An 11889-nucleotide genomic window follows, 5' to 3' on the forward strand; every position below is an offset into this window, starting at 1 on the left:
GCTGGAAAAATTACTATAAGTCGCCCGAATCAGGGGCCGAGAAATAGCTTAACTTAGGACTACCAGTAAAATGGTCAATATAGAATCGGACTAACTCAAAACGGTCAACTTATTTTAGGACGGTACATAACTGTCTTGTCCTGCTTGGAATCGGACGGTTAATTGGACGGTATTTGAAGTAGAATCGAGGTACTTTAAAACAGCCCTTTTCCTGTTCAATAAACCCGTTCAGTTTAGTAATTCAGCATTTTTGAATGTGATGAGGTTTATTTGGTCGGTTTTGGGTATTCCCCTAACGTGAACAAACTGGCTAAGAGTCTTTCAATCTTTTTCACCCCTATAGTCCATTTTTACTTGACGACGTACACGACCTGCAGATGCCTATTGTGGTCGTCAGGATCAAGTTTTAGCCGACCGCTAAAAAACTAAGCAATTACGATGACTCAACGACAAAAAATCATATTTTTCAGCGCCTAAAAAATGTTTAAAACTATCTCTTCTCTTTTCACCCGCGTCTGTCCACTTTCGGTTGACGATATACACCCATAACATCCTCTCCAGTGCTCAATGTGGGTTTGTCAAAGTTAAAAGGGTAGGTACTTTTAATCCATTATTACTTTGCATCAAAAATGGAGGATGAGCTTTTTTATTACATAGTTGATAACTTAATAACACAACCCCATTCTTTACCGGCTGGCATGCGAATATTAGCTATACCTATGAGGGGAATACGCCTTCCCGACAGAGGTATACTTCAATTTGAGGAGGGAGAAGGGCCTTACGAATCAATCAAACAACTGAAGGAAAACTCTGAAATGTACAGAGCTTTACTGATAAGTGATCCTAAAAGGGCTATAAAGATATTCGAACCTAGGTTCATGGCGCCTGCCACAAATGCTGGCTTTTACGCTTTTAAAGGAAATAATGAATACGAGAAGCAATTAAGTAAACTATTTTATCACGCTTCAATAGGTACTATTTCTAAGCAAGGCGTTTCAGGAATTCATTATTTGAACCCTAATGTGGTTAGAATAACTCGGCTATTGGGATTTGATAAAAATGGTATTCAAATCGCCATGATCGAAGTACGTAAGACTGTTTCCGAACCGTGGGTTGCTAAGAAGCAATTCACTACGTTGTTTCCGCCGCATTGGTCCTTAACTTATATGATTGCTGCCTGTGAGTTTGCTTTTGAAAATAGGGTATATGTATCGGATACCATGGCTAAAGGATTCACAAAAAAAGGAATTGCTATTGCATTTGTTTTTGATTCATCCGGCCTTTTAAGAACAGCATACCCCATCTGTGATGAACTATATGACTAAATTAAATATGCACATATTAGCGAAAGTAACCTTTTTAATTGTTATTTTTAATAAGTACAATCTTAACTAATATTCCAGGAACTACTGAAGACAATCCGGTCTATTGAGATGGTTTAAAACAATCCAATATTACCCGGGATTTAGTTTACAAGCGGTCCAAACGGCCTGACCTTTGGAAACTCGAGGAGATCGAACGGGTTATTGGTGTTCTGGATCGATGCGTGTATAGATAAAACGAAACCAATTTTTGACCAAACAAATGACCAAACGTTACTATATAAACACGCATGGCAATGATGACCGGGCGCATTTGTTCGCCATCCAGTACGCTCAGCAGCTGACTGGCGAGTTAGGCGGCAAGTCAATAGTACTGATTGTACCGAAAAAAGATATGGACGGGTGGCATAGGCGCCTGTTTCAACCCGAGACTGTTGAAAAATTATGGAAAGGGGTCGTTAGCAATGGCATACTTACCCGATTAGTAACGCTTAAAGATTACGTGAAAGGCTATACGGATCGGTCAAATGACATTGTCATAGCCCATGGGCTCGATTCCACCGGCGAGCTCGACAAGCTAAGCGTATTTAATAACAAAGCGGTGGTATGGGTTCCCTGGATGGAGGAAGATCGCGATTGGGTAAAAATATGGAAGGCGATAGAATTGAAGGATGGCGAAGAATTAACGGCTTTTGAATTGCCAGATCCAGTGGTATGTATTGCCTTAGACGAGCTAAATAATCGTATTGATAAAACGGCCAGCAGCTTCCATCCCTCAGAGGAGAATTCGATTAAACTATTTGGCTCTATCCTTGACACAAAATCCATTTTAATCGATGATCAAATTAAGACATACCTTCTACGGGAAAAGCAGTGGCCCGTTGCTTTAGTCGATAAACTGCTAAAGCTAATCAGAAAAAAGGTACCATTAAAGGATCAGGCACGGACGGTAGGAGAAACTGAAGCCCGCTGGGCCAAAAAGTTAACCGACAGAGCAGGGTTGTAATTGGTCGATTGGAATGCGGAATTCTTGACTGATGTGTTTAAAATTGACTAGTTTTTTTATATTTGCCCAATGATCAACTGGAATCAATATCAGCCTCAACCGCAAAACTGTTTGTATTGGCAGGGTGGGGGTATGGCTATTGACTAAGGTTTAAAAGACCTTTTCTATAGAAAGCCCCTATCGTTTGAATCCGATAGGGGCTTCTTCTATTTTAGGATAGTAGCGCAGCTGGTAGCGTGAGGCATTTGGGATGCTGAGGTCGTCGGTTCGAGCCCGGCCTACACTACAATATTAAATGTATCAAATTCGAGACCTTTAAAAATACATGGGAGTATGGTATAGCGGCAATTACGGCGGACTGTAAATCAGTTGCTTCGGCTTCACGGGTTCGACAGGGCCGCCGTTGCGGCCCTGTTACTCCTACATTACCGGTCCGTTGGCCAAGCGGTAAGGCATGGTTCTGCAAAAGCCACACCCCCGGTTCGAATCCGGGACGGACCTCAATACTAGGTTGCTTTATCAGATCTAACTAACATTATGGGAGAATCTATATCCGATTATTTTAAATTTCCCACCCGGAATGAGCGAGTTATCGCAAGGAAAGATTATCCAGAAATCCAGCCCTTTAACTTTGGCACTCAGAGTCAAATAAATGATCTGTTATCTTCACTAACTAGTGATGGAGAACCTCAAGATATACCACTAAAAGAAATTAGTCGGAGAGAACATTTATTTCAATGGAACCTCGTTTTAATGCAGCGCTTTGACAAGCTGAGAGGCACTTACATTCGCATGATAACATCCCACAATAGACTGATTACCAATGGCCTGACGAATAATTCTGTAACTGAGAGAAATGCGAACATTTATTTGTTCGAATACTACGCTGAACTGTTTCATTACTTCTTTATTTCTTCAAGGGACATTGTAGCCCAGATTCTGAATACCTACTATGAAATAGGGGTTAAAGAGTATGATGTTAAATTCAACGAGAATCTTTTTAAAAAAATATTTAAAAAAGATTCATCAGTCAGTAACGCCTTACAAGTATTTGACCAATCAATTAGTACGCTTCTAAAAAGACGGAATCAATTCACGCACCGATTCACTCCAACTAGAGTAGATTACCGTCCTAAATACGAAGAAATAAATGGAATGAAAGTTATGAGTCTTGGCTTAGGTTTAGATTCCACTACCCCTTCAGCGGAAGCATTAGTAAAAGATGTCAATGAATCGCTGCAGATACTTAAAACCTTGATGGATTCATGCAAACTTGTATTAAAGTTTTAGGTTAGGTTCGAGACCTAGCAGGACAACAACTGATTTTACACGATGTCACCACAAAAAACGTAAGTTCTACACAAGTAGTTGAGCGTCTAAAACTATCTTACGGGGTATTACAATTGTATCATCATTTCTAACACCCCTTATCAAGATGGCCAAATACGATTACCGCGAAGGAATAGATGAGCTAGATCAAGAACGCATTGTACCTGCTCGCTACGTTTTTTTTTATGAGCAACACCGCCTGGCCATTTGCTATGAACAAATGTTTCAGTTTGCCCAAGTCAACCTCTCTGAGGTTTGCCTGGCAGATAACTACAACATCGAACCAGCCCGATTCTATTATCTAGACTGCTCCGATATAAATGCCTGCGCAATCTTCGATCAAGGATATTATTTGATTGAAATAAATCGGGGCACACTTGAGCAATTATATTCTTTATTTTGTGATAATGGCGACATTCTAAATGATACGGAGCTGGTCGACTATCAATCACTTAATAGAATTCTAGAATCTAACCCTCACAATGTTTCGCTTAGTTATCTGATCTACCAGACTGCTACGTTATTTACATATTATCACGAACTAGGTCATCTAATTCAATATGCCAATCAGATAAATGGCACTGCTGAAGATGAATTAACTAGGTCAGTACAGGAGCGGTATATGGCTAATGCAGCGCTTACTTTTAAAGTAATAAACCACATAACAGAATACGACGCAGATCTTCACGGAGCCAATAATATAGCCTTTCATCTTTTTAATTTATGGGATAAAATGGGGCCCGAAAAAACAGAAGAAAATCTAATAAAGTTAACTGTAGCCTCCATGGTCAGTATTATGGGCTACATAACCTTGCTTTGGGGCTTTGATAACAACCTTTATTATAGGGAGCACTCGCATCCTCACCCCTTGATCCGGATTTTCTGGATATTAACGGTAGTAGTCGATAGGGTTCAAGCGATCCAGCCAAACATTGACCAGCGAGCTCTTATTACTGAAGCGATGCGTGTATTAGATATTTATTACCGGCATCTTGGTCAAGTAGACGTTCAGGAAAAACTTATTGATCCATTGAGACAACACTATCCTAGGATAATGGCCTATGCGGGCGAGATAATTAACCAATCACAAGCTGTGCCTTTTTTAGCCAGTAACACCGTTCACAAGCGGCCACGACAATAAAAAAAGACGCAGGTTCATCGGTTGGTCAATAACTTTTGGTTGACGACGTACAGTTGTAGACATTGAAGTTACAGAATTATCAGATTGCCAAGGCTTACAATTATATTGGTTGTGAATGCATTGTTAACTAATTGTGCGATCATTTCCCTTCCTACCTAAACTCATAATAGAAAAGGTTCGAAAGCTTGTTAAGAGTAAAATAGCATGGTTGTATTAGTATCTTTACGGTTACTCTAACTTGTACTCGTAACGGATTGTCTATACTTTATTATTCATGTCTCTTGACCCTGAACAGCAGGCCCGCCAAACAATTGACGGGATGCTTTTGAGTGCCGGTTGGCTCATTCAGAATGTAAAACAGTTCAACCCCTCCGCAGGCTTGGGCGTGGCCGTTCGGGAATACCACACGGATAATGGCCCTGCTGATTACGTCCTTTTTGTAGAGCGTAAGCCTGTTGGTGTCATTGAAGCCAAGAAAGAAGGGGTTATCCTGACACCCGTTGAAGAACAGACGGGCAAGTACGCACAAAGTCGGCTCCGCTGGCAGCAACAGGGGCAGCCATTGCCGTTTCTTTATGAGAGCACCGGTGTCGAAACTCACTTCACCGACAATCGTGATCCAGCTCCCCGCGCCCGTGACCTTTTTCACTTCCACCGGCCCGACCAACTCCGTGAGTGGATGCGCCAGTCGGACACGCTCCGCAGTCGCTTAATAGCCAGGCCAAGTTTGCCAGAACAAGGTCTGCGGGATTGTCAAATTAAAGCCGTTCGAAACCTCGAAACATCATTTGCACAGAACCGGCCTCGTTCGCTGATTCAGATGGCCACTGGTGCAGGAAAAACGTTCACCGCCATCACAGCTGCATACCGGTTGCTGAAATTTGCCGGAGCGAAACGTATTTTGTTCCTGGTGGATACCAAAAATCTTGGCGAGCAGGCTGAAACCGAGTTTCAGGCCTTTGTACCCAATGACGATTTACGTGGTTTCCGAGAGCTCTATAACGTGCAGCGGTTGCAATCATCATTTATTGACCCCTCAGCCCAGGTTTGCATCAGCACGATCCAGCGAATGTATTCGGTCCTGAAAGGCACGGAGCTTGACGATTCGGCGGAAGAAACGTCCCTGAATGAATTAACCCAGACTGGCCCACCGAAAGATGTAGCCTATAACTCCCGCGTGCCCGTCGAAACCTTCGACTTTATTATCATAGACGAATGCCACCGCTCGATTTATAACATCTGGCAACAGGTGCTCGACTACTTCGATGCGTTCCTGATCGGGCTGACGGCCACGCCTGATGCACGTACCTATGGCTTCTTCAATAAGAACGTAGTTAGCGAATACACGTATGAACGGGCGGTAGCTGATGGCGTAAACGTACCCTACGACGTATACACCATAGAGACAGAGATTACCAGCCAGGGAGCCAGCATGCGCGCTAAAGAGTACATAGAACTCCGCAGCCGACAGAGCCGACGTAAACGCTGGGAGCAGCTTGACGAACCGCTTGACTACAGCGGCCGTCAGTTAGATCGTGACGTGGTGAACCCTGATCAGATCCGTACCATCGTGCGGGAATTTCATCGGGCCTTGCGGGAAGAGATTTTTCCACTCCGACGCAACGAGCAAGGTCAATACGAAGTGCCTAAGACGCTTATATTTGCCAAGACTGACACCCACGCCGAGGATATCATTCGCATAGTGCGCGAAGAGTTTGGCGAGGGCAACGCCTTCTGTAAGAAAGTGACCTATGGTAACAAAGAGGAAAAAGCGTCAGCGGTACTTCAACAGTTCCGCACGGCTTATTACCCCCGCATTGCGGTGACGGTAGATATGATCGCTACGGGTACCGATGTGAAGTCTATCGAGTGTCTGCTATTTATGAGAGATGTCAAAAGCCGTTCCTATTTTGAACAAATGAAGGGGCGGGGAACGCGGACGCTTGGTTCCGACGATCTGCGCAAAGTGACGCCCTCAGCGGTAGGGAATAAAACACACTTCGTCATTGTCGATGCCATCGGCGTCACTAAAAGCCTTAAAACTGACAGTCGCCCGCTAGAACGCAAACCCTCGGTCTCACTAAAAGATCTCATGATGGGGGTTGTAATGGGCGATCGAAGTGAAGATACGTTGCTCTCGGTGGCTAGCCGACTGACGCGGCTCGAAAAGCAGTTATCGCCTGATGAGCGAAGCCGCTTTACTGAATTGGCCGGTGGGGTAAGCATTAACCAGATTGTGAACCGCCTGCTGGAAGTTGATAACCCGGATTGCCAGGAACAGAAAGTACTGGTGTTACATCCGGAGGCTGAAGAGGGATATGCGTCCGCGTGGCTTGACGAAGCTCGTGATAAATTGGCCGACGAGGCTACCCGGCCGTTTGATAGTGCCGAATTGCGGGACTATATTGAAACGGTTCGCCGACAGCACGATCAGGTTATTGATCACCTGAATTTAGACATCGTCCGCTTTTCGGGTTGGGACGTGAACGCTCGTGACGGGGCCGCTGAACTGGTTACGCAATTCCGAACGTACCTGGAAACGCACAAAGACGAAATTACCGCTCTGCAACTCTTCTATGGAGAACCGTACCGCCGACGCGAGTTGACGTACCGGCTGATCAAAGAATTATTTGAGAAACTTAAAACCGAACAGCCGGTATTGATGCCAGCACGGATATGGCTGGCTTACCAGACGCTGGAAGATGTGAAGGTACCTTCGCCCAAAAGTGAGCTGGTGGCCCTGGTATCTCTGATTCGGCGCGTTCTGGAGATAGACGCCGAATTAATGCCTTATGACCAGACCGTTGGCCGGAACTTCCAGACGTGGGTATTTGGTAAGCAGGCGGGCTCGCTTAAATTTTCGGACGAGCAAATGACCTGGCTACGGATGATGCGCGACTTTGTGGCGGGAAGTTTCCACCTCGACCGTTCAGCCTTTGAGTATTCACCCTTTGCCGAGCGGGGCGGGCTAGGCCGGATATGGCAGTTGTTCGGGGATGATACCTACCCCTTAATTGATGAATTAAACGAAGCCCTAGCCGCCTGATATGAACATCGAGTTTTTGCCAGAGGATGTTCGGCACCGCGACGTTACACCCCAACTTATAAGGTCTCTAACCTCGTGTTATTCCGTTGAAGGAAGCATTGCATTCTGGACGTTAGGTGTTGATGCATTATCAGGGAAACTATTGCAGGCTCTTAGCAGAGCCGGTTCAGCCGTTTATGTTGATATGCAGTGGCCTACCAATTTTGGAAAACTGGCTCAGTATGTGGAAAAACTTAATAAAACCCGTGCCACCCCTGTTTTTTACATATGCCTTCGTAAACATCAGGGCGATGCAAGAAATGAGGTAGTTAGCCTTCTACACACCAAAATTTTATTATTTAATCTAGGTGATCGGCAATGGGAGATTTGGATTGGAAGTCACAATTTCACCGAACAAGCTCTGAGAGGTCGTAACCTTGAGGGAAGTATTCGTATCACTGGAAAGGCCGACGAGCCGCAGTTTGGTACATTGATCAAACAAGTGCGGGCTTACTTAGATTACATACGAAATCTTTGTGAGCCGTTTGATCCTAATAAGATTATTTTTTACGAGGTCTTACGAGGAGACATTGATAAGGAAGGTCTAAAAGAGCGTTTCGCCCGTGAGTTAGCTGCTCGAATAGCGGTAGAAGAAATTTTAATCAGCCGTGTATTAAGCTTGCGAAGTGAAAATGCGCACGATTTGTCGGATCAAACTATTATAATATTAGGTAATTTGTTCGATGAGCTATCTATTATCAGGCAGCGTAACCGGGGTGGATCACCCGTGTTTTTGAGAGTCAAGGATAGTAAGACTGGTGCGATCTTTACCTATGAGGGGCGGATGCGTGCTTTTGATAATATTGATAATTTTCCCTCCTCTAATGTCTCATTTAACCAACGGCGGTGGGCCGTTCGGACAGTTTCTTATAAGGGGGAGAAAATAACTCCTCCTCTACTAAAGCCAGCTCAAGACGTTGGTCAAAATCTCATCGAAACAAATCGTTATTACGTAAACGTGGAGATTGTTCGGCTAATTGAAGAGGAATTCATTGGCTATTATACATACCCAGAAACTGATACCAAAAAACTGTGGCGTCCTCAACGTGAACCACGTACGCCAGTAGATTTTGACCCATTGACCTATGCAAGGAAGTCAGTCGGGCCTGTTGCTCCAGTGTCATTAGTGCCGGTTGAAGACGCAGAAGAACTGGCCAGCATTCGTCCCATAAATTGGACAAAGGATTTTATTGATGGGATACTAGAACGGCGTGTAATTGTAATTGGTAGAAATAAACGCTGAACAGTACAGCCTAGTCTAACGAATAACGCAGATAGTACAGTTACTCCGTTGCTCGAAATCGCGTTTGAATCGGGTATCATCTTTGATCCGCCTTTCTGGGTCATAGATAACAAACAACTTGTAGGCACCGTCTGGGTATTTCATCAAGTCAGCAGCAATCTGGTCTGTAATACCGCTCGGAGACATCTTCTTCCGGAGGTATTTCGCTTCTAAAAATAGATCCATGTCCGCTATAGTAGAGGAGTGATCAGGGACAACTGTCGAAAAAGAGAAGCGAACAGATGGGTATTCCCGTTCATAAGTTTCCTGATCTCGTTTCAGTAAGGCTTGAATCTGATCGTTTAGAGCATTCTCATGCCCTGGTGTTATACTCGCAAGCGCAATGGGTATCGCCATACTCAACATTTGTGCAATGTCGGCCGCAAGGCATTCGGCACGATCGCGTTGATACCGGCGATCATTGACAACTTCATAAATGGAATTGAGCAGGGGTGGTCTGAATATCGAGTCATGTATATCTCTCATCCGCCTGTATGCCCGCTCGACTGCCATCGAATGACGCTGGTATAAGTCGTGCAACTTTGTTACTTCCTCTTCTACTTGGCTGCTGGGTATATACTCTGTCAGGTCTGAGAGAGGGTCTAAATAGTCGTTATAAAACTGGTCAAAGTGCGTCGTAGCAAAAGTATTAGCGTGCCTTATATAATCTATTACGTGTGTTTTTGCGTCCCTTTTAGGGAAAGACTCTGTTGCTAAGTCAAAGTTGTAAACAGTATCGTACTTTTCTAACTTGGCGGCATACATAGCAAACCGTCGATCAACGCATTGGGAGCAATATCCACAATGTGTAGCGTTGGTTCGACTTTCAAATTTTGAAAAGGTTTTGGTACATGTGACCGTATCAGTGATCAGCTCAGGCTTGTTGTACTGCTTTAAGACTGACACTACATCCGTTTTTGTCAGGTAGATAAACGGATGGCATATGGTAAACTGCCGGTCAAAGACTCCTGAGAATACCTTCTGAAGTAATCCCAATGTCTTGGGATGCGTTGTACGACTGGCTCGGCCGTTAATTAGGTCCTGGCGTTTACTGAGATTTATTGACGTAATGCCGTTTTCAAATATGTTGAGTGCTTCTTGTCCGTATGCCTGGGCAAGTGCGAATCCCACTGTTGTATACAGGAAAAAACGGGTTCGCTGTGTTTCTTCATTTGCCCGTAGTCCGGTAAGATTACATTCAAGAGGATGATAGAGCAAACGGTCTGGGTACACCTTGTTAAGGGCATCGTACACTCGTTTCTGTACTTTGATTGTTGACGGATTGGACCGATGACTCGTGATAACTACCTTTCTGTTGGTGGTTTCGAGCAGTGAAACTACGCCGGCCAACGAATCTAATCCGCCCGAAAATAAAGCGACTGGGTATGATGTGGCCGAATCGGACAAAACAGGCTCAGTGTCGACATCATGAAAAAGACTGGTTGGTGGGTCATAGCCCCCTCGTTGCTCGAAGCAGAATTGGTATGATTTATCGCCTGATACAAAAGTTAAGGCGTTAGAAAGATTAGTGGCAACTTCGGCTTGCTGCCAGTACACAAGATCGCGTACAGGTATGCAAAAGGTTAACGCCCGTGCCCAATTCTCAAACTCGACCTGATCAGTACGCCCTCGTTTAATAAGTCGGTCAGCCACGTATATAAAGGCCGCGATTTCAATTAGGTCACGCGTTCTATCCGGCATTCTTGGAATTAGCCGCGAAGCAAAATCGTGAATTTTCACGGTCATGTTTCGATTGGGTAATCCCTCTCTATTGACTAAGCGCATAATCCGGTGATCCGGTACGCTACCCGTCAACGAGTCTGGCATGGCCACACCGTCGCAAAGAATAATATGCCGTGTCTCAGTCTTCTGCATCTAGATTGAACACGAGATTATTTTTTAACTTTTTCAAGGCGTAACCAATGAAGCCTTGTATGTCGTCCGAAGCAGGGAATTGCTTGGCTGCATTCTTATTGTACCAGCCAGCTGCAAATTGTTGTGTTACCTTAGTAGTCTCAAAGGCACTTTTAGAAATTTCATCCAAATGCGAGTCAAGCCGTTGGGAAAAATCACTCCGGTCGAATAAATTTTTGAACGAGGCAGAGGCTTCACGTTCCAGAAAATATTTCAGGTACCGCCCGATGAAGTTAGAGAAATAGATGCGAGATACTTCGCTAAAACCACCTGCGTCGGCTGCTCGTCGCCATGGCTCGAACGGATCAGAGTCCCCACCAAAAAACAAGCTGGTTTGTTGCTGCTCTTGTTTTGTCCAAGTGCTAACTGTGTCGATTAGCGCTTGAGAGGCTATAGTTGCATACTCGGTGTTTTCGCAGTTGGCACGATTGAACTGTTTAATAGAACGCGCTAATTCTAGTAAGGAGAAAGATGGCGAAAGAGTAATGCCGTTTTGTTGTAAAAAGGCATGTGGGTCACGTTGCTTAGAAGCATGCAGCAGCGTTAGTAGATAAGAAAAAGACGCGATCACGCCTTTGTCTTTGTTCATACGCTCCAGTTGACCCGCTACGTTTCGCGTAGTTTTGTCTGCAACAGACGCTACATTATTATTCTTCGGGGAGAATTCGGTCAATTCATCTACGATGTTGCGCCATTTCTTCGTGCCTGGTAAACGGCCTATGCGCTCGTGCCCCATTGTGGTGTGGTGATCAGTAAAAAATACTCCCTAGTGAACAAGGAATTATGGGGACGTAATATATATTTTTGCTA

The 11889-nt window shown here is 44.5% G+C and carries 8 protein-coding genes and 2 tRNA genes; 8 read left to right on the top strand and 2 right to left on the bottom strand.

Annotated elements, in window-relative coordinates:
* The first annotated feature begins 629 nt into the window (after positions 1-629).
* From ACYVJM_RS30995 to ACYVJM_RS31030, 8 genes are all read left to right on the top strand, one after another.
* Positions 630-1325, top strand: a complete 696-nt coding sequence (locus tag ACYVJM_RS30995; RefSeq protein ID WP_461151998.1) for an EndoU domain-containing protein — start codon at positions 630-632, stop codon at positions 1323-1325.
* A 259-nt stretch (positions 1326-1584) separates the two neighbouring features.
* Positions 1585-2328 carry a hypothetical protein gene (locus ACYVJM_RS31000; protein WP_461151999.1) on the top strand — a complete coding sequence of 248 codons (744 nt, stop codon included), beginning with the start codon at positions 1585-1587 and terminating at the stop codon, positions 2326-2328.
* A gap of 327 nt (positions 2329-2655) precedes the next feature.
* A tRNA-Tyr gene (locus ACYVJM_RS31005) sits at positions 2656-2751 on the top strand.
* A gap of 7 nt (positions 2752-2758) precedes the next feature.
* Positions 2759-2829, top strand: a tRNA-Cys gene (locus ACYVJM_RS31010).
* A gap of 36 nt (positions 2830-2865) precedes the next feature.
* On the top strand, positions 2866-3618 hold the full coding sequence (locus tag ACYVJM_RS31015) for a Cthe_2314 family HEPN domain-containing protein (RefSeq protein WP_461152000.1): 753 nt from the start codon (positions 2866-2868) through the stop codon (positions 3616-3618).
* Positions 3619-3763: 145 nt separating this feature from the next.
* Positions 3764-4798 carry a hypothetical protein gene (locus tag ACYVJM_RS31020; protein WP_461152001.1) on the top strand — a complete coding sequence of 345 codons (1035 nt, stop codon included), beginning with the start codon at positions 3764-3766 and terminating at the stop codon, positions 4796-4798.
* A 274-nt stretch (positions 4799-5072) separates the two neighbouring features.
* Complete coding sequence (locus ACYVJM_RS31025; protein WP_461152002.1) at positions 5073-7844, top strand: type I restriction endonuclease subunit R; 2772 nt, start codon at positions 5073-5075, stop codon at positions 7842-7844.
* Position 7845: 1 nt separating this feature from the next.
* A complete protein-coding gene (locus ACYVJM_RS31030; RefSeq protein ID WP_461152003.1) occupies positions 7846-9126 on the top strand; it encodes a phospholipase D-like domain-containing protein in 1281 nt (426 codons plus the stop codon).
* Between the two features lie 15 nt (positions 9127-9141).
* Here ACYVJM_RS31030 and ACYVJM_RS31035 read toward each other — a convergent pair whose 3' ends face one another.
* Together ACYVJM_RS31035 and ACYVJM_RS31040 are read right to left on the bottom strand one after the other, a co-directional pair.
* Positions 9142-10905 (bottom strand): PD-(D/E)XK nuclease domain-containing protein, encoded by a 1764-nt coding sequence (locus ACYVJM_RS31035; protein ID WP_461152004.1) that lies wholly within the window; start codon positions 10903-10905, stop codon positions 9142-9144.
* Positions 10906-11026: 121 nt separating this feature from the next.
* Complete coding sequence (locus ACYVJM_RS31040; protein ID WP_461152005.1) at positions 11027-11815, bottom strand: hypothetical protein; 789 nt, start codon at positions 11813-11815, stop codon at positions 11027-11029.
* Between the last annotated feature and the right edge of the window lie 74 nt (positions 11816-11889).

Source organism: Spirosoma pulveris (genome assembly GCF_054781875.1).

What these genes read in the sequence shown, in the direction of transcription:
- ACYVJM_RS30995 (WP_461151998.1), top strand. Translation starts at nt 630, where the DNA reads ATGGAGGATGAGCTTTTTTATTACATAGTTGATAACTTAATAACACAA.
- ACYVJM_RS31000 (WP_461151999.1), top strand. Translation starts at nt 1,585, where the DNA reads ATGACCAAACGTTACTATATAAACACGCATGGCAATGATGACCGGGCG.
- ACYVJM_RS31015 (WP_461152000.1), top strand. Translation starts at nt 2,866, where the DNA reads ATGGGAGAATCTATATCCGATTATTTTAAATTTCCCACCCGGAATGAG.
- ACYVJM_RS31020 (WP_461152001.1), top strand. Translation starts at nt 3,764, where the DNA reads ATGGCCAAATACGATTACCGCGAAGGAATAGATGAGCTAGATCAAGAA.
- ACYVJM_RS31025 (WP_461152002.1), top strand. Translation starts at nt 5,073, where the DNA reads ATGTCTCTTGACCCTGAACAGCAGGCCCGCCAAACAATTGACGGGATG.
- ACYVJM_RS31030 (WP_461152003.1), top strand. Translation starts at nt 7,846, where the DNA reads ATGAACATCGAGTTTTTGCCAGAGGATGTTCGGCACCGCGACGTTACA.
- ACYVJM_RS31040 (WP_461152005.1), bottom strand. Translation starts at nt 11,815, where the DNA reads ATGGGGCACGAGCGCATAGGCCGTTTACCAGGCACGAAGAAATGGCGC.